This is a genomic window from Nocardiopsis changdeensis, from assembly GCF_018316655.1.
GTDB classification, from domain to species: domain Bacteria; phylum Actinomycetota; class Actinomycetes; order Streptosporangiales; family Streptosporangiaceae; genus Nocardiopsis; species Nocardiopsis changdeensis.
This window is the reverse complement of the sequence record NZ_CP074133.1, coordinates 3482804-3504905: the sequence shown is the minus strand read 5'-3', so window position 1 is coordinate 3504905 and position 22102 is coordinate 3482804. Positions and strand designations below refer to the sequence as shown.

The window sequence follows — 22102 nt, the reverse complement described above, 5'->3', positions numbered from 1 at the left end:
ATGCTGACCATCGGGGAACTGGCGTCCTACGCCGGGGTGACGGTGCGTGCCGTGCGGCACTACCACGCCGAGGGGCTGCTGGCGGAGCCGGAGCGGGACCGCTCCGGCTACCGCCGGTACGGCGCCGACGCCGTGATCGAGCTGATCCGGATCCGCACGCTCGCCCGGGCCGGGGTCCCGCTGTCGCGGGTGCGGGAGCTGCTGCGCGCCGACCGGGAGGGGTTCGCCGCGGCCGTGGACGACATCGACGCGCGGCTGCGGGCCGAGATCCTGCGGTTGCAGCACCACCGGGAGCAGATCGCCCGCCTGGCCGCCGGGGACGGCCTGGTGCTGCCGCCGGAGGTGGTCGGGTACCTGGAGCGGCTCCGGGAGCTCGGGGTCGACGAGCGGATCGTCCGGGCCGAGCGCGACGGCTGGATCCCGCTGGCCGCGCACGCGCCCGAGCGGATCCCGGAGTGGATCGCGCGCAAGACGGACCAGATCCGCGACCCGCGGTTCGCCGGCTTCTACCGGACCCTGGGCTCGGTCCTGGACCGCGACGACGACCCGCGGCTGGAGGAGCTCGCCGACGGGCTGGCGTCCTACATCACCGGGCTGGCCGAGGAGATGGGGGACGCCTATGTGGACGACGTCGACGTGGAGCCGACGATGGCCGGCCTGATGGACGCGCTGGCCTTCGACACCGTGCCGCAGGCCCGCCGGCTGATCGAGCTGCTGCGCGGCCGGGGCTGGTCCGGCTGGACCAGGCTCGCACGGGTCGAGGGGGACACCGGCCCCCGGTGAGGCCGTGGCGGACGGCCCGCAGGCGTGGCGGCCGGCCCGTACGGCGCCGAACTTCGATCCCGCTCGTACAATGGCCGCATGCACACCGAGCGGATCCCCCCGCACCCCGACGTCGCGGCCCTCACCCTGCAGCGGCTCCTGGAGGCGCTGGTGGACCCGGTGCGGCGCAGCATCGTCGAGCAGCTCTACGACGCCCCGGCCGAGGTCGCCTGCGGCGGCTTCGACCTGCCCGTCGGCAAGTCCACCGCCACCCACCACTTCCGGGTGCTGCGCGAGGCCGGGCTCATCCGCCAGTACTACGAGGGCACCTCGCGGATGAACACGCTGCGCCGCCGGGAGATCGACGCCGCCTTCCCCGGCCTGCTGGAGTCGGTCGTGGCCGCGGACCGGGCGGAGCGGGCCGCCGCCCGGTGAGGTCCGCCGCGCGGGTTTGCGTTCGAGCGCGCTCGAAGGCCTAGCGTCCCGCGCATGACGACGACACCGAACACTTGGATCATCACCGGCGCCTCCCGCGGCCTGGGGCGCGCCCTGGCGGAGGCGGCCCTGGCCGCGGGCGAGCGCGTGGCGGCCGCCGTGCGCGACCCCGGCGGCGTCGCCGACCTGGCCGCCGGGCACCCCGACCGCTTCCTGGCCCTGGCCCACGACGTCCGCGACACCGCTGCCGCCCCGTCCCTGGCCCGGGCGGTCCTGGACCGGTTCGGGAGCATCGACGTGCTGGTCAACAACGCGGGGCGGGCCGTGGTCGGAGCGGCCGAGGAGGTCGGCGACGGCCCGCTGCGCGAGCTGATGGACCTGCACCTGTTCGGCCCCGCCGCCCTGGTCCGCGCCGTGCTGCCCGCCATGCGCGCCCGCGGCGCGGGGACGATCGTGCAGATGAGCAGCCAGGGCGGGCGGATCTCCTTCCCCGGGGTGTCGGCCTACTCCGCGTCCAAGTTCGCCCTGGAGGGCTGGTCGGAGTCCCTGGCCGGGGAGGTCGCGCCGTTCGGGGTGCGGGTGATGCTGGTGGAGCCCAGCCGGTTCCGGACCGGGTTCAACGGCGCCGACGTGCTGGAGTTCGCCGCCGACTCGGCGGTCTACCGCGACGTGCTCGCGGCGGTGCGCGCCGACATGGCGGGGGCGGACGGCCGTCAGGAGGGCGACCCCGGGCGCGCGGCCGGGATCATCGTGTCCCTGGTGCGCGGCGGGGAGGTGCCGCTGCGGCTGCCGCTGGGCCGCGAGGCCGTCGAACGCCTGGGCGCGGCCCACCGGCGCGGCCTGGCCGAGCTGGAGCGGTGGGCCGGGACCGCCCGCGACGCCGACTTCGCCGGGGTGCCGGCCTCGGTCCGGCCGGTCTAGTCTGGCGCCATGGCCACCGATGAGCTGATGAACCGGGCCCTGGCCGCCCTGGAGGACGGCGCCCCGCCGTCGGTCGAGGCGATCCACCGGCTCACCGACCCGGCCGTCGCCGCCGGGCCGATGACGATCGCCGAGGTCGCGGACCGGCTGGAGCTGTCCCCGCACACGCTGCGCTACTACGAGCGCGTGGGGCTGGTCCGGGTGGCCCGCGACGCCGGCGGGCACCGGGTGTACGACGCCGGGGCGGTGCGGCGCCTGGTGTTCCTGACCCGGATGCGGCTGTCCGGGATGGCGGTGCGCGACCTGCGCCGCTACGTGGAGCTGGTCGACGCCGGGGAGCACACGGTGCCCGAGCGGCTGTCCATGCTGCTCGAGCACCGCGAGGCCACCCGCCGCCGGATGCGTGGACTGGCCCTGTCCCTGGCCGCGATCGACTACAAGATCGCGACCTACGGGGGAGCGGCCGGCCCCGAGGGGGTCTAGGCCAGGGGGCCGCCGGCGCCCAGGGCCAGGTCGGCGAACCGCTCGCCGATGCGGCGGTGCGCCGCGGTGTCCGGGTGCAGGGAGTCGGGCAGGGGCAGCTCGGCCGCGTCCGCCTCCCCGTACAGCTCCAGGCCGTCCAGGTAGTGCAGGTGCGGGTCGTCGGCCGCCCGGTCGGCGACGATGCGGGCCAGCTCGCCGCGGATGTCGGCGAGCGCGAGCCGCCCGGCCGCGCGCGCGGCCGCGTCGCCCCCGGCCCGGTAGGACAGTCGGCCCTCGGCGAGGGCGGACATGTCCATCTGCGTGGGCCCGGGGACCTCCTCGTGGATGGCGCAGTGGATCGGGGAGACCACCAGCAGCGGCGTGTCCGGGTGGCCCTCGCGGACGGTGTCCAGGAACCCGTGCACGGCCGGGCCGAAGGCGCGCCGGTGCAGGGCGTCCTGGTTGACGACGTTGATGCCGAGCTTGACGCTGATCGCGTCCGCGGGGACCTCGCGCAGGGTGCGGGCGGTGAAGGGGTCCACCATGGCGTTGCCGCTCAGGCCCAGGTTGACCAGGTCGACCCCGGCGCGCAGCGCGGCGACGGCGGGCCAGGTGGCGGTGGGGCCCGCGGCGTCCGAGCCGTGGCTGATGGAGCTGCCGTGGTGCAGCCAGACGCGCCGCCCGCCGGCGGGCGCGGGGGCCACGGGGGCGTCGGTGCGCAGGGCGACGGGGATGGTGGCCTCGTTGTGCGGCAGCCAGATCTCCACGTCCTTGTCCCGGTCGGGCAGGCCGGTGAAGCGGACGGTCCCGACCGGGCCGCGGCGGTGCTCGACGGCACCGGTGGCCATGTCGATGACCAGGGTGTCCCCGCCGTCGACGTGCCCCTGGGCGGTGAGGCGCCCGTCCACGAGCAGGTCGTAGACCCCGGCGGGGCGCGGCGGGGCGCCGGTGAAGGTGCGCTTGGTGGGCAGGGCGTCGAGTTCGACGACGGTGGCGCGGGTGCGCAGGGCCAGGCGGACGCCGGAGGTCTGGGCGGCGATGTGGTCCATCATCGGGTCGGGCGCCTGGGCCAGGGCCCGCCGGGGCAGGCGCATGGGGCGGGGGCCGTGGTCGGTGGGCCGGATCTCGACGGCTCCGCGCAGCAGGTCGGCGGTGACCGGGGTGGTGACGGGGTCCATGGCGGGTTCCTAGTGGTGGTCGGGTGCGGGCCAGTTCCGCAGCAGGGAGTCGAGGGCGTCGATGGTGCGCGACCAGGTCGCCTCGGTGTCGGGGGCGCTGTGGTCGAAGCCCCCGCCCATCTCCAGGCTCACGTAGCCGTGCAGGGTGGCGCCCAGCAGCCGGACGGCGTGGGTCTCCTCGGCGCCGGGCAGGTCGTAGCCGCGCAGGACGGCCCGGGTCATCCTGGCGTGCCGGGGGCCGGCGCCGGCGGCCGCGGTGGCGGCGTCTAGCCGGAACCGGGTGGCGTCGTAGCGGCCGGGGTGCTCGCGGGCGTAGTCGCGGTAGACGTCCGCCAGGGCGGCCAGGGCGTCCCTGCCCGAGCGCCCGGCCAGGGCGTCGGCGGCCCGGTCCGCGAGCTCCTCCAGGGCCAGCAGGGCGATCCGGGTCTTGAGGTCGTGGGAGTTCTTCAGGTGCGAGTACAGGCTCGCGACCTTGACGTCGAACCGGCGGGCGACCTCGGAGAGGGTGACGTGCTCGAACCCGGCCTCGTCGGCGAGGTCGGCCCCCGCCCGGACGAGGAGTCCGGTGCTGAGCCCGGCGCGTGCCATCGTGACCTCCCTTTTCGGCTACAGCGACCCTACATATGCCTAAAGGGTTTAGGAAATCGCTGGATTCCTGTAAGGAATGCGATCCCGCTCACGCCGTCCGCCCGCGCGGCCGCGCGGGGCCCTTCCCACGGGCCGGGCCGGAGCATAGGTTCGGCGAATGGACCCTCGGAAATGGACCGACGAGGCCGCGATCGCGCGGTGGGACGCCTCCGCCACCCGGGAGGCCATGGAGGCGCACGGCCGGGACGGCGACTTCGCCAAACGGCACCTGGCCAATCCGGCCCTGCTGCGGATGCTCGGGCCGGTGTCGGGGCTGCGGGTCCTGGACGCGGGCAGCGGCGACGGCTACCTGAGCCGGATGCTGGCCGCGCGCGGGGCGCGGGTGGTGGGCCTGGAGCCCGCCGGGGCGATGGTCGCCTTCGCCCGGGAGCGGGAGGAGAGCGACCCCCTGGGGGTGGAGTACGTCCAGGGGGACCTGGCCCGGACGCCCGTCCCGGGCGGGCCGTTCGACGCAGTGGTGTGCAGCATGGTGCTGATGGCCGTCCCCGACTGGCGGCCCGCGATGGCGGCCTGCGCGCGGGCGCTGCGGCCGGGCGGGCTGTTCGTCTTCGGGATCGTGCACCCGGCCTTCGAGGGGCTGGCCGGGAGCTGGCGCCGGCACGGCGAGTACCGGCAGGACCGCTACCTGGAGGAGTACGTGGTGCACGGCCCCGCCGCGCCGGACTTCCACCGGCCGCTGTCGGCGTACCTGAACGAGGTCGCCGCCCTGGGGCTGCGGCTGCGCGAGGTCGCCGAGCCGGGGCTGGACCCGGACGCGGCGCGCGGGGCGGTGGCGGCGGATCCGGGCGTCGGAGCGTACGTCCGGATGCCGAACTTCCTGTTCGTGGCGGCCGAGGTGCCCTAGGGCTCCAGGCCGCGTTCGATGCGGTACTGCTCGGCGAGGTCGGGGTACTCCCGCGCGGGCACCTCCACCAGGTGGGCCGGCCGGCCCAGGGTCTCCCCGATCCGCTCGGCCGCCGCGCGGGCCGCGCCGGCGGTGGCGTACACCCCGGCGACGACGGTGTGGCCGGTGCCCACGGGGTCGGGCTCCTCCTCTTCCAGGCGCGCGCCCGTGCTCCAGGGGATCGGGCAGGGGCCGTCGTGCTCGGGTTCGGGGCACAGCAGGCGGGCGACGGCCTCGCCCTGTGCCAGGGCCTCCTCGCCGGTGGCGAAGCCGGGGACGAGGATCTCGAAGGTGCGGGGCCGGTCGGCGCTCATGGGGTCCCTCCTCGGTGCGGGCCCGGTCGACGATAGTCCCGCCGCCCGGGCCGCGCACCCGGTTTTCGCAGGCCGGCACCGCGGGCGGGTCCGCGCCGCCCCTGGCCGCGGTCCGGGCTCAGGAGCCGTCGCCGGTGAAGTAGTGGGAGATGTCCTCCCACGTGAAGGGCTCGCGCCAGGCGGGGGCGCCGGTGAGCCAGCCCGACATCGCGGTGACGACCTCCTCGGGGGACTCGGTGTACGTGCGGTGGTGCTCGGTCGGGCCGCCGTCGCGGTACTCGAGCTGGTACCTGCCCTCCCGATGCCTCCACAGCACCTGCACGTAGTGGTCGTCGGCGCGTTCGACGATGAGGAACTCGTTGCCCGCCTCCAGGCCCGCCACCATCGTGTCCACGTCCCGGGGGGTGGGGGCGTGGACCGTCCGCCCGCTCTCGTTCCATGCCTTGGTCGTCATGGGGTGAGTATCGGCCAGGGGTGCGACAGCCGTGGCCACTACTCCCCAACATTCCCTTTGACTCCCCCCGAAAGGGAGGTTTAGAGTACAAAAAAGCACTCCAGTGGGGAGTGGTAGGGAAGGAAAGGGAGTTCCGATGAACGCCATCTACCGGTCCGAGGCCGGGGAGCGGGAGGTCCGGCGGCGGTACCTGGAGGCGCTGGACGCCTGGCCGGTACCCGCCGAGCGGGTGCGCCTGCCCACCCGGGAGGGCGAGACGTTCGTCCTGGTCTGCGGCCCGCGCGACGCGCCGCCCGTGGTGCTGCTGCACGGCTCGGGGGCCAACTCCGCGGTGTGGGCGGGCGACGCCCCCACCTGGTCGCGGCACCTGCGGATGTACGCCGTGGACCTGGTCGGCGAGCCCGGGCTGAGCGCCCCCGCGCGCCCCGCCCTGGGCTCCGACGCCGTCGCCCTGTGGCTGGACGACGTCATGGACGGGCTCGGCCTGTCCCGGGCGGCCTTCGTCGGGATGTCCCTGGGCGGGTGGGCCGCCCTGGACCACGCCGTCCGCCGCCCCGGCCGGGTCGAGCGGCTGGCGCTGGTGTGCCCCGGCGGCATCGGCCGCCAGACCCCGCTGCGGCTGGCCCCGGCCCTGGCCTGGACCCCCTTCGGCCGGTGGGGCAGGCTCCGCTCGGTGCGCGCCGTCCTGGGGCTGCACGACCCCCGGTACGCGCCGCTGGTGGAGGAGGTCGCCGCCGCCTTCGGGGAGTTCCGGCCGCGCACCGAGACCCTGCCCGTGTTCTCCGACGCCGACCTGTGCTCCCTGGACATGCCGGTGATGGCGGTCGTGGGTGACAGGGACCTGATGCTCGACTCGGCGGACACCGCGCGGCGGCTGCGCGCCCACGTCCCGCACGCCGAGGTCACCGTGCTACCCGGCGTCGGGCACGCCGTCATCGGGCAGGGCCCCGCGGTGCTGGACTTCCTACGCGCCTGAGCGCTCCGGGACCTCCAGCTGCGACTCCAGGGAGTCCAGGACGGAGGCCAGCCCCGCCCGGAACGTCTCGCGGGCCTCCTGCTCCAGGTAGGGCTCGGACTCGTCCCCGTTGGCGAACGCCCCCGCCTGCGCCATCGCGGTCAGGGTGGGGAAGCGCGCGCCGAAGTCCGGGGCGACCTCGTCCAGCAGGCCCGACCGCTCGTGCCACCACACGTCCTCGGGGATCCCGGTGACCGCACCCGCCCGGCGGGCCTCGGCGGCGACCTGCACCTGGCCGCGCACCAGGTTGAACAGGGTCCCGTAGGCGGTGCGGATGCGCGCCGGGGGCAGGCCCGCCCGGTGCAGCACCGCCGCCAGCGACTCGAAGAGCCGGTACTCGTTGGGGCCCAGCACCGGGCGGGCGGTGGAGACCTCCAGGGTCCAGGGGTGGCGCAGGTAGAAGTCCCACAGCCGCACGGCCCAGGCCTCGGTCGCGGCGCGCCAGCCGGGGGAGCGGTCGGCCTCCGCGGCGTCGGCGGGCTCGCCGAAGACGTGGTCGTACATCAGCTCGACGAGTTCGTTCTTGCTGGCCACGTAGGTGTACAGGGACATGGCGGTGCGGCCCAGGCGCTCCCCGACCGCCCGCATGGACAGCGCCTCCATGCCCTCGGCGTCGGCCACCTCCACGGCGGTGGCCACCACCAGGTCCACGGTGAGCTCGGGCCGGCGGCCCGCGGCCGGGGCGGGGGCCGCCCCGGCCGGGGAGCGCCACAGCAGGGACATCGTGCGGCGTGCGTCTCCGCGCCCGGGGTACACGACCACGAATGTCCTCCTTATGGCATAAACTCGATCGGTCTGAGAGTTTATCGCATAAGGAAACCTGGAGAACAGCGTGCGAACCGAGCATCCGGCCGACGGCCACGACACCATCCAGGTCCGCGGTGCCAGGGAGAACAACCTGGCGGGGGTCGACGTCGACATCCCCAAGCGCCGCCTGACCGTCTTCACCGGCCTGTCCGGCTCCGGCAAGTCCTCCCTGGTCTTCGGGACCATCGCCGCGGAGTCCCAGCGGCTCATCAACGAGACCTACACGACCTTCATCCAGTCGTTCATGCCCAACGTCGGCCGCCCCGAGGTGGACGCGCTGCGCAACCTCAGCGCCGCGATCATCGTCGACCAGGAGCGCATGGGCGCCAACTCCCGGTCCACCGTGGGCACCGCCACCGACGCGGCCGCCATGCTGCGCGTGGTCTTCAGCCGCGTGGGCACCCCCCGCCTGGAGCCCTCCAGCGCGTTCAGCTTCAACAACGCCGAGGGCATGTGCCCCGAGTGCGAGGGCCTGGGCCGGGTCAACGCCATCGACATCGGCGAACTGGTCGACGCCGACCTGTCCCTGAACGAGGGGGCCATCACCGCCCCCGGCTACGGGGTGGGCACCTGGTACTGGCAGGTCTTCGCGGGCTCCGGCCTGCTGGACCCGGACAAGAAGGTGCGCGACTACACCGAGCAGGAGCGCGAGACCTTCCTGTACCACCCGGTCACCAAGGTCAAGGTCGGCACCAACAACATCAGCTATGAGGGCCTGGTCCCCAAGATCAAGCGCACCTACCTGTCCAAGGACCGCGAGAAGATGCAGGCGGGGCTGCGCGCGTTCGTCGACCGCGCCGTCACCTTCTCCACCTGCCCCGAGTGCGAGGGCACCCGCCTCAACGCCGCCGCCCGGTCGGTGAAGGTCGCCGGGCGCAGCATCACCGAGTGCTCGGCGATGCAGATCGACGACCTGGCCGCGTTCGTGCGCGCCCTGGACGAGCCCTCGGTCAAGCCGCTGCTGGACGGGCTGGGCCACACCCTGGACTCCCTGGTGGAGGTCGGCCTGGGCTACCTGAGCCTGGACCGGGAGTCGGGCACCCTGTCGGGAGGGGAGTCCCAGCGGGTGAAGATGGTCCGCCACCTGGGCTCCAGCCTCAGCGACGTCACCTACGTGTTCGACGAGCCCACCATCGGCCTGCACCCGCACGACATCGAGCGGATGAACAACCTCCTGCTGAGCCTGCGCGACAAGGGCAACACCGTCCTGGTGGTCGAGCACAAGCCCGAGACCATCTCCCTGGCCGACCACGTGGTGGACCTGGGACCGGGCGCCGGCCCCGCGGGCGGGCGCATCACCTACACCGGCGACGTGGCGGGCCTGCGCGCCTCGGGCACCCTCACCGGCGACCACCTGGACCACCGGGCGCGGCTGCGCGAGGACGTGCGCACCGGCCGCGGAGTGCTGTCCATCACCGGCGCCACCTCCCACAACCTCAAGGACGTCAGCGTGGACATCCCCCTGGGGGTGCTCACCGTGGTCACCGGGGTCGCCGGGTCGGGCAAGAGCTCGCTGATCCACGGGGCGCTGCCGGGCCGCGAGGGCGTGGTGGTGGTCGACCAGTCGCCGATCAAGGGGTCGCGGCGCTCCAACCCCGCCACCTACACCGGGCTGCTGGACCCGATCCGCACCGCCTTCGCCCGCGCCAACGGGGTCAAGGCGGCGCTGTTCAGCGCCAACTCCGAGGGCGCCTGCCCCGAGTGCAAGGGCGCCGGGGTCATCTACACCGACCTGGCGATGATGGCCGGGGTGGCCACCACCTGCGAGCAGTGCGAGGGCAAGCGGTTCCGCCCCGAGGTGCTGGCCCACACCCTGCGCGGCAAGGACATCAGCCAGGTGCTGGCCATGTCGGTGGTGGAGGCCCGGGACTTCTTCGCCTCCGGCAACGCCCGGGTCATCCTGGACCGGCTGCACGACGTGGGCCTGGGCTACCTGGGCCTGGGCCAGCCGCTGACCACCCTGTCGGGCGGCGAGCGCCAGCGGCTGAAGCTGGCGATCTCCATGGCCCGCCAGGGCGCGGTGTACGTGATGGACGAGCCCACCACCGGCCTGCACCTGGCCGACGTGGACCGGCTGCTGGCGCTGCTGGACCGGCTGGTGGACGACGGCAACACGGTGATCGTGATCGAGCACCACCAGGCGGTGATGGCGCACGCCGACCACATCATCGACCTGGGCCCGGGCGCCGGGCACGAGGGCGGCCGGGTGGTGTTCGAGGGCTCCCCGGCCGAGCTGGTCGAGAAGGGCGACACCCTGACCGCCCGCCACCTGCGCACCTACCTGGGCCGCTGACCCGGCGGGCGGCGGTGCCGCCGGCCCGCCCGCCGCGCTCCCCGCGGCGGGCGGGTCAGCGGGAGGGGTGCAGGGAGCGGAAGGCCGAGCGGTAGGCCAGGGGGCTCACCCCGACGGCGCGGTGGAAGTGGCGGCGCAGCGTGGCGGCCGTGCCCATGCCGCAGCGGGCGGCGATCTGCTCCACGCTCGCGTCGGTGCCCTCCAGCAGCTCCCGGGCCAGGCCCACGCGCTGGCGGTGCAGCCACTCCAGCGGGGACGCCCCGGCCTCGGCGTGCATGCGCCGGGCCAGCTGCCGCGGGCTCAGCCCCGCCCGGCGGGCCAGGTCGGCCACGGTCAGCGGCCGGTCCAGCCGGGCGCGGGCCCACTCCAGGGCCTCGCCCAGCCCGTCGCGGGTGCGCGGCACGGCGGGCGGGGCGATGAACTGGGCCTGCCCGCCCGGCCGGTGGGCCGGTGCGACCAGGCGCCGGGCCAGCCCGTTGGCCGCGGCGGCCCCGTGGTCGGTGCGCACCACGTGCAGGCACAGGTCCAGCGCCGCCGTCTTGCCCGCGGCGGTCAGCACCCGCCCGCCGTCGGTGTACAGGACGTCGGCGCGCACGTCCACGCGCGGGTGGCGGCGGGCCAGCTCACCGGCGTGCATCCAGTGCGTGGTGGCCGCAAGGCCGTCCAGCAGCCCCGCGGCGGCCAGTACGAACGCCCCCGTGCACAGCGAGACCACCCGCCGCCCGGCGGCGTGGGCGGCGCGCAGCGCCGCCAGGAACACCGGGTCGGGCTCCTCCAGCGGCCGGTGGGAGGCGGGCACGACCACGGTGTCCACCGCGGCCAGGTCCTCCCAGCGGCGGGCGGGCACCCCCGGCAGCAGGGGGGCGGGGGCGCCGTCGGCGGTGTGCGCGCTCAGCCGGTACCAGTCGCCGTCGGCGGACAGGTCGGAGCGGTCCACCCCGAAGACCTCGGCGGCGATCGCCGTCTCGTAGGGCATGGTGTGCTCGTGCAGGGCGATCCCGACCGTGTGCATGTCCGAAAGTGTACGCAGGGCGTCGGATCGGACGCTGGTCGGTGGGGCCTGCCGGGCCCGAGGATAGGGGTCATGAACTCCTCGACGACTCATCGGTCCGCGCGCGGCAGGGTAGTGGTGTACGGGGCCTACGGGCACACCGGCAGGTTCGTGGTGGCCGAACTGCTGCGGCGCGGGCTGGAGCCGGTGCTCTCCGGGCGCAACGCGGACCGCCTCGCGGACCTGGCCCCGGCCCACCCCGGCCTGGAGGTGCGCCCGGCCCCGGACGCGCGGGCGCTGGGCCGGGCGGTGGCGGGCGCCGCGGCGGTGGTCAACGCCGCCGGCCCCTTCCTGGACACCGCCGGGCCGGTGGCGGCGGCCGCCGTCGCGGCCGGGGCCCACTACCTGGACGTGACCGCCGAGCAGCCCGCCGCCGCGGCGACCCTGCGCGAGCACGCCGCGTCCGCCGCGGCGGCGGGGGTGGCGGTGCTGCCCGCGATGGCGTTCTACGGTGGGCTGGCCGACCTGCTGGCCACCGCCGCGGCCGGCGGCGACCCGGTGCAGGAGGTCACCGTGGCCGTGGGCCTGGACGGGTGGCGGCCCACCGAGGGCACGCGCGTCACCGGCGAGCGCAACACGGCCCCGCGCCTGCTCGTCGAGGGGGGCCGGCTCGTGCGGCTGGAGGAGGTCGCGCCCGCCGGCCGCGACTGGGACTTCCCCGGGCCGCTGGGGCGCCAGGCGACGGTCCCCCTGCCCTTCTCCGAGATCGTGCTGCTCCACCGCCACCTGGGCGCGGACCGGATCACCTCCTACCTCAACGAGGGGCCCCTGGCCGAGCTGCGCGACCCGGCCACGCCCGGCCCCGAGGCCGCCGACGCCACCGGCAGGTCGGCCCAGCGGTTCGCCGTCGACGTGCGGGTGCGGGTGGAGGGGACCGAGCGGCGGGCCACCGCCTCGGGGCAGGACATCTACGCGGTGACCGCGCCGCTGCTGGCCGAGGCGGTGGTGCGCCTGCTGGACGGGCGCGTCCGCGCCGTCGGGGCCCTGGCCCCGGGCGAGGTGTTCGACGCCGCGGACTTCCTGTCGGCGCTGGCCCCCGACCCCCTGGCCCTCACCCTGCCCGCAGCGGTCCCGGTCCCCTAGGGCGGCGGCCCCGAGGCCCGGCACCGCGTGTTCCCGGTGCGGCCGCCCGCTCGGGCGGCCGCACCGGACCTGCGAGGGGACAGGTCAGGAATCCCGCTCCACCAGGTCCTTGAGGCGGCCCAGGCGCTCGCGCCAGAACTCCTTGGCCCCGGTGGCCGCGTCCGGGTCGGCCAGCCGGGACTGCTCCACCGCCACCGACACCCGGTCGGCGTCCCTGGCGGTGAGGTAGAAGACCACCCGGGTGCCGTCGCCCAGGTCGGCGGTGACCCGCTTGGGCGGGTTGTCCGAGCGCACCGTCAGGTCGGCGTCGGCCAGCCACCGCTCGCGGACGTCCTTCTCCGACAGCGCCGCGAAGACCTCTTCCGCCGGCGCGCGCACCGTCTTGGAGGCGTTGGCCGAGTAGCCGTCCTTGCGCTGGCCGGGGGCGCGCATCCCGCGCTCCTGCTCGTAGGCGACCGTCAGCGACTGCGCCCACCAGCCCGCGACGCCCCGCTCCCGGACCAGGTGGGCGGCGATCTCCTTGTGGGTGCGACCGGTGGCGCCCCAGGCGTCCAGCACGGCGAACCACTCGTCGTAGCCGCGCCCGGTGCGCTCGCGCACCGCGTCGGAGGACACCCGGGCCCGCATGGTCGCGGTGGTCTGCTCCGGGGCGGCGGGCGCGGCCGGCTCCGGTGCCGTGGCGGCGGGTGCGGGGGCCTCCCCGGCCGCGGGGCGGGCCCCGTCGGGGAGCAGGTGGGCGCGGGCCGCGGTGTAGCTCTCCCCGGTCTTGGCCATCCGGGTGCGGACCTGCTGCTTGAAGGACTTGTGCCTGGTCATGACGGCTCCTGGGCGACGGCGGCACGACCCACGCTCGTCCACCCCGCCGGTAGGGCGCATCAGACCGGCGTCCCGAGGACTCTCAGGTCCCCTTTGCCCCCTCTCAGCCGGCGGCGTGGGCGCCGGAACCGGGGGTTGGGCGCGGGACGGCGCCACACCTCCAGGGTACTCCGTCCCCACCGGTTCCTCCAAGCCCGCCCGCCCCGCGCGGGTGTCCCGACGGCCCTGTTCAGGGGCGGCGGGCGAGGAACAGGGCGTGTCCGCCCTCCCCTTCGGGCACGAACTCCTCCGCCTCCACCACCAGCCCCGCCCCGGTGATCCACTCGCGGTAGCGGGCGGCGTCCGCCTGGCTCCACCACATGGGGACGCCGCCTCCCAGCCAGTCGGGGTCCGTCCCGGTCCAGGCGCGGTGCCCCGTGGTGGCCAGCAGGGTCCCGCCCGGCCGCAGCCACCGGCCGATCCGGCCCAGCAGCGCGGGCTGCTCGGCCAGGGGCAGGTGGATGAGCGCGTACAGGCACACCACCGCGTCCAGGGATTCCCCGGGCAGGTCCAGGGCGGCGATGTCGGCCCGGGCGAACGCGGCGGCGGGCACCAGGGCGCGCGCCCGCGCGATCTGCACCGCGCTGATGTCCACCCCGCGCACCCGGTGCCCGGCCGCGGCCAGGTCGCGGACCACCGGCACCCCGGTGCCGCAGCCCAGGTCCAGCACCTCGGCCTGCCCGGGCAGCCGGCCCAGGAGGTCGGCGATCCACGGCCCGTACTTGGCATCGGTGCCGAAGGCCTCGTCGTAGCGGTGGGACAGGGCGTCGTAGCCGCGCCGCACGGTCTCCTTGGGGTCGGTGTCCATGCCGGGGACGCTAGCCGCACGGCCGATGCGGGGCGAGGGGTTTTCCGCATCCGGACCCCGGGGGCGGGTCGGGGGCGGCTCAGGGGCATCCCCGATGGATTCCAGGCCGCCCGTGTTAGATTCTGGCCATGCGGTCAAAAAATGAGACGGGCGGTCAGAAGAGGTCCTTCATCGAGGAGGCCCGGCGGAAGCAGATCATCGCGGCGGCGGTCGAGACCATCGCCGAGGTGGGCTTCCCGAAGGCCTCCCTGGCCCGGATCGCCGCCACGGCGGGCGTCAGCAAGGGAGTCATCTCCTACCACTTCGCGGGAAAGGACGAACTGGTGGACCAAGTGGTCGTCACGGTGTACACCGAGATCGCCGACACGCTCCTGCCCCGGCTCGCCGAGCAGGAGAGCGCCACCGACGTCGTCCGCGCCCATGTCCTGGGAGTGGCCGAGTACGCCCTGGCCCACCCGGACCGGCTGCGCGCGCTCACCGAGATCTTCGTGCACGACCGCGGCGCCGACGGGGTCCCCCGCTACGGCGCCGTGGCCGCCGAGCCCCTGTACGAGTCCCTGGAGGGGCTCTACCGCGAGGGGCAGGCGCGCGGGGAGCTGCGCGAATTCGACGTCCGGGTCATGGCGGTCACCCAGCAGTCGGCCATCGACGCGATGTTCGGCTACTGGATCTCCCGCCCCGAGACCGACCTGCTCGCCCACGCCCGCGAGCTCGCAGACCTGTTGGTACGCGCGGTGCGGCCCGACTGAGCCGTACCCCCCATCCCCTTGGACGAGGACACCATGTCACAGCACGCCCCACCCAGCACCGCCGCCGGACCCGGCGGCGGGCCCCGCACCCGCCTGCACTACATCGACAACCTGCGGGTGGCGCTGACCATCCTGGTCGTGCTCCACCACGCGGCCCTGACCTACAGCAACATCCCCGTGTGGTTCTACCTGGAACCGGTGGGGGACGCCTCGGCCGGGCTGCTGGACCTGTTCATCGTCCTCAACCAGACCTACTTCATGGGCCTGTTCTTCCTGCTGGCGGGCTACTTCACGCCCGGTTCGGCGGACCGCAGGGGTGTGCGCGGGTTCGTGCGCGAGCGCCTGGTCCGCCTGGGGGTGCCCTTCCTGCTGTTCGTGCTGCTGGTGCGGCCGCTGCTGATGATCCCGCCCTACCAGGACGCGGTGGCCCAGGGCCTGGCCGGCGACATGCCGTTCTGGCTGTTCGCGATCGTGGCCTACGACCCGGGCCCGATGTGGTTCGTGGAGGTGCTGCTGGTCTTCGGCCTGGCCTACGCGCTGGTCCGGCGGCTGCGCCGGGACCGCGGCCGGGCCCCGGAGCCCCGCCCGGCCGACGACGCGCGGCTGCGCTGGCTGTGGCCGGTGGTGGGGTTCACCCTGGCGCTGGCCGTGGTCTCGTTCCTGTGGCGGTGGGTCAACCCGGCCCCCTACTACTGGCCGGTCCTGGGCCTGCCCAGCCCGAACTACCTGCCCCAGTACGTCTCCCTGTTCGTGGTCGGGATCCTCGCGTTCCGCGGCAACTGGGCCACCCGCCTGCCCGGCGCGGCCGGGTGGTACGGGGCGGGCACGGCGCTGACGGCCCTGGTCGCCTTCTTCGCGGCCCAGGGGGCGCTGGGCGGCGCGGAGGCCGCGGCGGGCACCCCGCAGGCGCTGGCCCTGATGGTGCTGGAGACCTTCCTGTCGGTGGGCACCATCCTGGCGCTGCTGGTGTTCTTCCGCCGGTTCGTCGCCGGCGGCGGGCCCCTCTCCCGGTTCCTGTCCGCCAACGCGTTCGCCGTCTACGTCCTGCACCCGCTGGTGCTGGTCGCCGGCGGGGTGCTGCTGGCCGGGTGGGAGGCGCCCGCGGCGGTGAAGTTCCTGGCCCTGTCCGCGCTGGCGGTGCCCGGCTGCTGGGCACTGGCCGCCGCGGTCCGGGCGGTCCCGGGCGTCAAGAGGATCCTGTGACCTGATCCGGAGGGGCCGCCCCGCACGGGGCGGCCCCCCTTTTTTTCCGGGTGCCCGCGGGGAGGCGGGACGGCTAGGGTGCGGGGGTCGACCATCCCTGGGAAAGGACCCGTGTGGCCAGTCAGAAGGAACGCATGCTCGCCGGTGAGCTCTACCGGTCCGACGACCCCGAGCTCCAGGCCGAGCTGATCCGCGCGGAGAAGCTCGCGCACCGCTACAACACCATGGAGCCGGACGACCCCGCCCGCCGCGAGGCGCTCGCCGAACTCCTGGGCGGGCTGGGCGAGGACACCTGGATCCGGCCGCCGCTGCGGGTGGACTTCGGCTACCACATCACCATCGGCCCCCGCTCGTTCGTCAACTGCGGGGCCGTGATGCTGGACGTGGCCCCGATCCGGATCGGCGCGGACGTGCAGATCGGCCCCAACGTCCAGCTGCTCACCCCCACGCACCCGATCGAGCCGGGGCCGCGCCGCGACAAGTGGGAGGCGGCCGAGCCCATCACCATCGGCGACAACGTGTGGCTGGGCGGCGGCGTCATCGTCTGCCCGGGCGTGAGCATCGGCGAGAACACGGTGGTGGGCGCGGGCGCGGTGGTCAGCCGCGACCTGCCCGCCAACGTGGTCGCGGTGGGCAACCCGGCCCGGGTGATCCGCGAGATCGACCCCGAGTCCTGAGCACCCCGCTGTGACGGGCCGCGGTGAGGGGCCCGCCCGCGGGCGGGCCCCTCACCCCTGGAGGCGGTCCATGTTCTCCTCCCCCCAGGCCCCCAGCGCGTTCAGCGCGGGGACGAGGGAGCGCCCGAAGTCGGTGAGGGAGTACTCCACCCGGGGCGGGACCTGTTCGTGGACGTGCCGGTGCACCAGCCCGTGCGCCTCCAGTTCGCGCAGCTGGAGGATGAGCACCCGTTCGCTGATGCCCTCGACCGTGCGGCGCAGCTCCCCGAACCGGAGCGGCCTCTCCTGGAGCCACCACAGGATGAGGGCCTTCCACTTGCCCCCCATGGCGTGCATCGCCGCGTCGAGCCCGCAGATGTAGGTCCGCCCGCCCATCGCCCCTCCTCACTGATAAAAATGCCGGTACCCGATAAAAATATCGGTACTTGAAGAAATGTTCGTACCCCGACCAGCATGGGAGCGGACCCGGGCGCAGGCCCGGGGATTCCTTCGAGGACGGGGAGAACGACATGGCGAAAGAGCGGCGCACGGCGGTGACCGTCATCGGACTCGGGCTCATGGGCTCGGCGCTGGCGCGGGCGTTCGTCCGCGCGGGCCATCCGACGACGGTGTGGAACCGCAGCCCCGGCAAGGCGGCCGCGCTGGTGTCCGAGGGGGCCGGGGCCGCCGGGTCGGTCGCGGCGGCGGTCGCGGCGAGCCCGCTGGTCATCGCGTGCCTGAGCACCTACGACGCCACGCTCGCGGCGCTGGGCCCGGCCGCCTCCGGGCTGCGGGGGCGCACCCTGGTCACCCTCAACTCCGGCGCCCCGGCGGGGGCGCGGCGGATGGCGCGGTGGGCGGCCGGGCACGGCGCCCGGTTCCTGGACGGCGCGGTCAAGGACGTGCCCACCGCGGTCGGGGGAGCGGACACCCTGCTGTACTACGGCGGCGACCGCGAGGTGTTCGAGGAGCATGAGCCGGTCCTGCGGGTCCTGGGCGGCGACACCGTCCACCTGGGGTCCGAGCCCGACCTGGCCGCCCTGTACGAGACGGCGGTGGGCGTCCCGCTGCTGCCGGCCCTCCTCGGCTTCTTCGAGGGGGCGGCCCTGATGCGCGAGCGGGGGCTGGAGGCGGCGGCGTTGGTGCCCTACTCCGTCAGATGGCTGGAGATGATCGCCTCGGTCCTGCCCCTGTTCGCGCGGGAGATCGACTCCGGCGACTACTCCGATCCGGTCTCCACGGTGGCGACCTTCCACGCGGGGATCCCCGAGGCCGCCCACGCGGCGCGGGAGGCCGGCGTGGACACCGCCTGGCGCGAGGCCATGGACGAACTGCTCGAACGGGCCGTCGCGCAGGGGCTCGGCGACCGGAGCATCGCGGCGCTGTACGAGCTGCTCCGGCGGCCCGAGCCGGTGTCCTGACGAAGGTGACCGCCCCCCGGTGTGGCGCCACCGGGGGACGGGGTCGGTCGGCCCCTCAGGAGGGGGCGGCGGCGGAGGGCTCCCCGGTGGCGAACTGGGTGCGGTACAGCTCCGCGTAGCGGCCGCCCCGGGCGAGCAGCCCGGCGTGGTCGCCGCGTTCGACGATCCGCCCGCCCTCCACGACCAGGATGGTGTCGGCGGCGCGGACCGTGGCCAGCCGGTGGGCGATCACCAGGGCGGTGCGCCCCTCCAGGGCCTCGGCCAGGGCGGCCTGGACGGCGGCCTCGGAGGTGGAGTCCAGCGCCGAGGTGGCCTCGTCCAGGATGACGACCTGGGGGTCGCTCAGCAGCAGCCGGGCGATGGTCAGGCGCTGGCGCTCCCCGCCGGAGAACCGGTAGCCGCGTTCGCCGACGACGGTGTCCAGCCCGTCGGGCAGGGAGGCCACCAGGTCGGCCAGGCGGGCGCGGCGCAGGGCGTCCCAGACCTCCTCGTCGCCGGCGTCGGGGCGGCCCAGGGTCAGGTTGGCGCGGATGGACTCGTGGAACAGGTGGCCGTCCTGGGTGACCATGCCCAGGGCCCCGCGGATCGAGGAGAAGGACAGCTCGCGCACGTCCCGCCCGCCCAGGCGGACGGTCCCGGAGTCGGGGTCGTACAGGCGCGGGGCGAGCTGGGCGATGGTGGACTTGCCGGCCCCGGAGGAGCCGACCAGGGCCACGGTGGTGCCGGGTTCGACGGTGAAGGACACCTCGTGCAGGACCTGCCGGCCCTCGGCGGGGTCCAGGACGGCGACCTCCTCCAGGGAGGCCAGGGACACCTTGTCGGCGGCGGGGTAGGCGAAGGAGACCCGGTCGAACTCCAGGGACGCCGGCCCGGGCGGCAGGTCGGCGGCGCCGGGGGCCTCGCGCACCAGCGGCTCCAGGTCCAGGACCTCGAAGACCCGGCTGAAGGCGACCAGGGCGCTCATGACCTCCACGCGGGCCCCGGCCAGGGCGGTCAGCGGCGCGTACAGGCGGGTGAGCAGCATGCCCATGGCCACGACGGTGCCGGCGTCCAGGCCGCCGGACAGGGCGCTGAAGCCGCCCAGCCCGTAGACCAGAGCCAGCGCCAGGGCCGAGACCAGGGTCAGGGCGGTGAAGAACACCTCCTGGACCATGGCGGTGCGCACGCCGATGTCGCGGACGCGGTCGGCGCGGCGGGCGAACTCGGCGGACTCGCGTTCGGGGGAGCCGAAGAGCTTGACCAGGGTGGCCCCGGGCGCGGAGAACCGCTCGGTCATCTGGGTGCTCATGGCGGAGTTGTGCTGGGTGCGCTCGCGTTCGATGCGGGCCAGGCGGGCGCCCATGCGGCGGGCGGGGTAGACGAACACGGGCAGCATGACCAAGGCGGCCAGGGTGATCCACCAGGACAGGGTGAGCATCACGGCCAGCGCCAGGACGAGGGTGACCAGGTTGCTGACCACCCCGGACAGGACGCTGCTGAAGGCCCGCTGGGCGCCGATGACGTCGTTGTTGAGGCGGCTGACCAGGGCTCCGGTGCGGGTGCGGGTGAAGAACGCGACCGGCATGCGCTGGACGTGGTCGTAGACGGTGGTGCGCAGGTCCAGGATGAGGCCCTCGCCGAGCCCGGCCGACAGGCGCCGCACGATGAGGCCCAGGGCGGCCTCCAGCAGGGCGACGGCGGCGATGAGACCGGCCAGCAGCAGGACGGTGCGGGGCGCCCCGCCGCTGACGATGGTGTCCACGACCCGGCCGGCCAGCAGCGGGGAGGCGACCGCCAGGACGGAGACGGCCACGCTCAACGCGAGGAACCAGGTCAGGACGCGGGCGTGGGGCCGGGCGAAGCCCGCGATGCGGCGCAGGACGGGTAAGGAGAAGGGTCGGCGGTCCTCACGGGCGTGCATGGCGTGGTAGATCGAGTTCCACGCGGCCATCTCCATGCTCATGGGCGGTCACCGGTTCCGTTCGGGGAGTTGCGGATACCGGAACGTTACGACCTGAACCAATGTTGAGGTCAACTTCCGGGGCCGGCCCGTGTCGGCGGATTCAGCCGACGTGGACCCCGAACCTCTCCAGGGCGCCGGAGAGCCACAGGCCCTGGCGCAGCACCAGGAAGCCGACGATGCCCACGATCCAGGGCAGCGCCTCGCGCCCGCTCGACTCGATCCCGGTCCGCCACTTCTCCAGCCGGGGGCGCGCCCGCTCGCCCAGGGCCCGGTACCCCAGGTAGAGCAGGAGGCCCGGCGCGACCATGACGAGGTTGTAGGCGGCCAGCACCGGCAGCCACACGGCGGGGGACAGGCCGGCGGCGGTCATGATGCCGATGGCGCCGAAGTAGGGCAGGGCGGTGGAGCCCTCCAGCAGCCCGGTGCCCAGCCCCAGGGCGACCATCGCCCCCACGCGCAGGGACTCCGGGCGCCGGGGGCGCGGCTCGGTGGACATGAAGAACGAGTACACGAGGGCCGCGCCGCCCGCCACGGTCAGGACCCAGCCCAGGGCGGTGTCGTCGAGCAGGCCCCCGATCCCCTCCAGGGCGACGCCGGCGCCGAACATGAGCGCGCAGCCCAGGGCGAAGTAGAACGCGGCGACGGTGCCCAGGTAGGCCAGCAGCGGGCGGGCCACCGAGCGCGCCCCGCTCAGGAGCACGTACAGGGAGACGCCGATGACGGCGGGGCTGAGGGTGTCCAGCAGGGCCAGCCCGGCGACCGGCAACAGGACGTTCAGAGACGGCACGGGGGGCTCCTCTGTTTTTCTCACGGCTGTGCGAAATAAAATAACACAGGTGTGTTAGAAAGTACGCATGCCGAAGATCGTTGACCATGAACAACGTCGTCGCGAGCTCGCCGACGCCCTGTGGCGGATCGTCGCCTCCCAGGGGCCGGCCGGGGTGTCCATCCGCTCCGTCGCCGCCGAGGCGGGCTGGTCCCCGGGGGCGCTGCGCCACTACTTCCCCACCCGCGAGGAGCTGCTGCTGTTCGCGATGGACCTGTCCGAGGCCCGGGCCGTGGAGCGGATCACCCGCCTGCACGAGCACCTGGAGCCGGGCCTGTCCATGCTGGAGACCCTGGCCGCCTACGCCGAGCAGCTGCTGCCGCTGGACGACGACCGCCGGGCCGAGTACCGGGCCTGGGAGTCGGCCGGGATCCTCCGGGAACAGGACCGCGACCGCGCCCGGCGCTGGCAGCAGCAGCGCGGCCTGTACCGCCGCCTGGTCTCCGCGCTGGCCGGGGTCGAGGTGGGCGAGGACTCCGAGAGCCCCCACGCCGACCCGTGGGTGGAGGAGTGGTCCACGCACCTGCACTCGATCGTGGACGGCCTGGCCCTACAGCTGATGGTCACCCCGGGCATGACCGACCCCGAGGACTGCCGCCGCAGGCTGCGCGCCTTCCTGGCCCGGGTCGCCGAGGCGGCGGAGTACCGCGAGAAGAACGCCCCGAACGATGACTGAAGCGCCCTTTGGTGCCCGATGTGACCAAGGTCCGGATTCTGGGCACCGCGCCCGGGCCGTTAGGGTGTGAGCCCAGCGACACCACCACGGGGGGCACGGGTGACCACGGACAGCACGGAGAAGGCCACCGGGCCGGAGTTGACCTACCGCCACGCCGGCCGGGACGACGTGCCCGCCCTGGTCGAGCTGGTCAACTCCTGCTACCGCGGCGACTCCTCCCGCCGGGGGTGGACCACCGAGGCCGACCTGCTGGAGGGCCAGCGCGTGGACGCCGAGGGGCTGGCCGCGCTGCTGGAGCGCACCAACACCCTCATCCTGCTCGCCGAGGCCGACGGGGTCCTGGTGGCCTGCTGCGAGCTCCAGCGCGGCGTCAACGGCGCCTACTTCGGGATGTTCTCCGTGCGCCCCGACATCCAGGGCGGCGGCCTGGGCCGGCGCGTCCTGGCCGAGGCCGAGCGCACCGCCGCCCAGGAGTGGGGCTGCCGCCTGATGCGCATGAAGGTCCTCAAGCAGCGCCCGGAGCTGATCGCCTGGTACGAGCGGCGCGGCTACACCAACACCGGCCGCACCGAGCCGTTCCCCTACGGGGACGAGGCCTTCGGGCTGCCGCGCCGGGACGACCTGGCCTTCGTGGAGCTGACCCGGGAACTGCCCGCCTGA

At 74.6% G+C, this 22102-nt stretch carries 25 protein-coding genes; 14 read left to right on the top strand and 11 right to left on the bottom strand.

The genetic code is table 11. The features are described from left to right. The 4 genes from KGD84_RS15895 (at position 1) to KGD84_RS15880 (ending at position 2601) form a co-directional block, all read left to right on the top strand. A complete protein-coding gene (locus tag KGD84_RS15895; protein WP_220561190.1) occupies positions 1 to 783 on the top strand; it encodes a MerR family transcriptional regulator in 783 nt (260 codons plus the stop codon). A 78-nt stretch (positions 784 to 861) separates the two neighbouring features. Further along, positions 862 to 1197 (top strand): ArsR/SmtB family transcription factor, encoded by a 336-nt coding sequence (locus KGD84_RS15890; RefSeq protein ID WP_220561188.1) that lies wholly within the window; start codon positions 862 to 864, stop codon positions 1195 to 1197. 54 nt (positions 1198 to 1251) lie between these two features. Continuing rightward, on the top strand, positions 1252 to 2118 hold the full coding sequence (locus KGD84_RS15885; protein ID WP_220561186.1) for an SDR family NAD(P)-dependent oxidoreductase: 867 nt from the start codon (positions 1252 to 1254) through the stop codon (positions 2116 to 2118). Between the two features lie 9 nt (positions 2119 to 2127). Beyond that, a complete protein-coding gene (locus tag KGD84_RS15880) occupies positions 2128 to 2601 on the top strand; it encodes a MerR family transcriptional regulator (protein ID WP_220561184.1) in 474 nt (157 codons plus the stop codon). On the opposite strand, the gene KGD84_RS15875 is transcribed toward KGD84_RS15880, so the two are convergent. Together KGD84_RS15875 and KGD84_RS15870 are read right to left on the bottom strand one after the other, a co-directional pair. Beyond that, positions 2598 to 3758, bottom strand: a complete 1161-nt coding sequence (locus tag KGD84_RS15875) for a GDSL-type esterase/lipase family protein (RefSeq protein WP_220561181.1) — start codon at positions 3756 to 3758, stop codon at positions 2598 to 2600. The two genes, KGD84_RS15880 and KGD84_RS15875, sit on opposite strands and share 4 nt — an antisense overlap. 9 nt (positions 3759 to 3767) lie before the next feature. Beyond that, a complete protein-coding gene (locus KGD84_RS15870) occupies positions 3768 to 4346 on the bottom strand; it encodes a TetR/AcrR family transcriptional regulator (protein ID WP_220561179.1) in 579 nt (192 codons plus the stop codon). Between the two features lie 157 nt (positions 4347 to 4503). On the opposite strand from KGD84_RS15870, the gene KGD84_RS15865 reads away from it, so the two are divergent. Then, positions 4504 to 5250: a class I SAM-dependent methyltransferase gene (locus KGD84_RS15865; protein WP_220561176.1), complete on the top strand. Its 747-nt coding sequence runs from the start codon at positions 4504 to 4506 to the stop codon at positions 5248 to 5250. On the opposite strand, the gene KGD84_RS15860 is transcribed toward KGD84_RS15865, so the two are convergent. Together KGD84_RS15860 and KGD84_RS15855 are read right to left on the bottom strand one after the other, a co-directional pair. Further along, positions 5247 to 5603 (bottom strand): hypothetical protein, encoded by a 357-nt coding sequence (locus KGD84_RS15860; RefSeq protein WP_220561174.1) that lies wholly within the window; start codon positions 5601 to 5603, stop codon positions 5247 to 5249. The two genes, KGD84_RS15865 and KGD84_RS15860, sit on opposite strands and share 4 nt — an antisense overlap. Positions 5604 to 5721: 118 nt before the next feature. Beyond that, a complete protein-coding gene (locus KGD84_RS15855) occupies positions 5722 to 6057 on the bottom strand; it encodes a hypothetical protein (RefSeq protein WP_220561172.1) in 336 nt (111 codons plus the stop codon). 136 nt (positions 6058 to 6193) lie between these two features. Between KGD84_RS15855 and KGD84_RS15850 the strand changes: the two genes are divergently transcribed. Next, positions 6194 to 7033 carry an alpha/beta fold hydrolase gene (locus KGD84_RS15850; RefSeq protein WP_220561170.1) on the top strand — a complete coding sequence of 280 codons (840 nt, stop codon included), beginning with the start codon at positions 6194 to 6196 and terminating at the stop codon, positions 7031 to 7033. Here KGD84_RS15850 and KGD84_RS15845 read toward each other — a convergent pair. Continuing rightward, a complete protein-coding gene (locus tag KGD84_RS15845; protein ID WP_220561168.1) occupies positions 7022 to 7834 on the bottom strand; it encodes a TetR/AcrR family transcriptional regulator in 813 nt (270 codons plus the stop codon). The genes KGD84_RS15850 and KGD84_RS15845 overlap by 12 nt on opposite strands. 70 nt (positions 7835 to 7904) lie before the next feature. Between KGD84_RS15845 and KGD84_RS15840 the strand changes: the two genes are divergently transcribed. After that, positions 7905 to 10172 carry an ATP-binding cassette domain-containing protein gene (locus KGD84_RS15840; protein WP_220561165.1) on the top strand — a complete coding sequence of 756 codons (2268 nt, stop codon included), beginning with the start codon at positions 7905 to 7907 and terminating at the stop codon, positions 10170 to 10172. Positions 10173 to 10227: 55 nt separating this feature from the next. Here KGD84_RS15840 and KGD84_RS15835 read toward each other — a convergent pair whose 3' ends face one another. After that, a complete protein-coding gene (locus tag KGD84_RS15835; RefSeq protein ID WP_220561163.1) occupies positions 10228 to 11184 on the bottom strand; it encodes a GlxA family transcriptional regulator in 957 nt (318 codons plus the stop codon). Between the two features lie 72 nt (positions 11185 to 11256). Between KGD84_RS15835 and KGD84_RS15830 the strand changes: the two genes are divergently transcribed. Next, entirely contained in the window at positions 11257 to 12306 is a 1050-nt protein-coding gene (locus tag KGD84_RS15830) for a saccharopine dehydrogenase NADP-binding domain-containing protein (RefSeq protein WP_220561161.1), read from the top strand. A gap of 84 nt (positions 12307 to 12390) precedes the next feature. Here KGD84_RS15830 and KGD84_RS15825 read toward each other — a convergent pair whose 3' ends face one another. Both KGD84_RS15825 and KGD84_RS15820 read right to left on the bottom strand, forming a co-directional pair. Further along, the gene (locus KGD84_RS15825; protein WP_220561159.1) at positions 12391 to 13122 is read right to left on the bottom strand and encodes a hypothetical protein; all 732 of its coding nucleotides are present in this window, start codon (positions 13120 to 13122) and stop codon (positions 12391 to 12393) included. A 229-nt stretch (positions 13123 to 13351) separates the two neighbouring features. Then, positions 13352 to 13969: a class I SAM-dependent methyltransferase gene (locus KGD84_RS15820; RefSeq protein ID WP_220561157.1), complete on the bottom strand. Its 618-nt coding sequence runs from the start codon at positions 13967 to 13969 to the stop codon at positions 13352 to 13354. A 128-nt stretch (positions 13970 to 14097) separates the two neighbouring features. On the opposite strand from KGD84_RS15820, the gene KGD84_RS15815 reads away from it, so the two are divergent. From KGD84_RS15815 to KGD84_RS15805, 3 genes are all read left to right on the top strand, one after another. Then, complete coding sequence (locus KGD84_RS15815) at positions 14098 to 14718, top strand: TetR/AcrR family transcriptional regulator (RefSeq protein WP_220561155.1); 621 nt, start codon at positions 14098 to 14100, stop codon at positions 14716 to 14718. A 33-nt stretch (positions 14719 to 14751) separates the two neighbouring features. After that, entirely contained in the window at positions 14752 to 15921 is a 1170-nt protein-coding gene (locus KGD84_RS15810) for an acyltransferase family protein (protein ID WP_220561153.1), read from the top strand. A gap of 134 nt (positions 15922 to 16055) precedes the next feature. Then, the gene (locus KGD84_RS15805; RefSeq protein ID WP_220565782.1) at positions 16056 to 16598 is read left to right on the top strand and encodes a sugar O-acetyltransferase; all 543 of its coding nucleotides are present in this window, start codon (positions 16056 to 16058) and stop codon (positions 16596 to 16598) included. A 51-nt stretch (positions 16599 to 16649) separates the two neighbouring features. Here KGD84_RS15805 and KGD84_RS15800 read toward each other — a convergent pair whose 3' ends face one another. Next, the gene (locus KGD84_RS15800; protein WP_220561151.1) at positions 16650 to 16973 is read right to left on the bottom strand and encodes a winged helix-turn-helix transcriptional regulator; all 324 of its coding nucleotides are present in this window, start codon (positions 16971 to 16973) and stop codon (positions 16650 to 16652) included. A gap of 134 nt (positions 16974 to 17107) precedes the next feature. Here KGD84_RS15800 and KGD84_RS15795 point away from each other — a divergent pair, with 134 nt between their 5' ends. Beyond that, positions 17108 to 17998 (top strand): NAD(P)-dependent oxidoreductase, encoded by an 891-nt coding sequence (locus tag KGD84_RS15795; protein ID WP_220561149.1) that lies wholly within the window; start codon positions 17108 to 17110, stop codon positions 17996 to 17998. Between the two features lie 55 nt (positions 17999 to 18053). Here KGD84_RS15795 and KGD84_RS15790 read toward each other — a convergent pair whose 3' ends face one another. Then, positions 18054 to 19940 (bottom strand): ABC transporter ATP-binding protein, encoded by a 1887-nt coding sequence (locus KGD84_RS15790; protein WP_220561146.1) that lies wholly within the window; start codon positions 19938 to 19940, stop codon positions 18054 to 18056. A gap of 100 nt (positions 19941 to 20040) precedes the next feature. Beyond that, positions 20041 to 20727: a GAP family protein gene (locus KGD84_RS15785; protein ID WP_220561144.1), complete on the bottom strand. Its 687-nt coding sequence runs from the start codon at positions 20725 to 20727 to the stop codon at positions 20041 to 20043. 67 nt (positions 20728 to 20794) lie between these two features. Here KGD84_RS15785 and KGD84_RS15780 point away from each other — a divergent pair, with 67 nt between their 5' ends. Both KGD84_RS15780 and KGD84_RS15775 read left to right on the top strand, forming a co-directional pair. Then, complete coding sequence (locus tag KGD84_RS15780; protein WP_220561142.1) at positions 20795 to 21442, top strand: TetR/AcrR family transcriptional regulator; 648 nt, start codon at positions 20795 to 20797, stop codon at positions 21440 to 21442. Positions 21443 to 21541: 99 nt separating this feature from the next. Beyond that, positions 21542 to 22102 (top strand): GNAT family N-acetyltransferase, encoded by a 561-nt coding sequence (locus tag KGD84_RS15775; RefSeq protein WP_220561140.1) that lies wholly within the window; start codon positions 21542 to 21544, stop codon positions 22100 to 22102.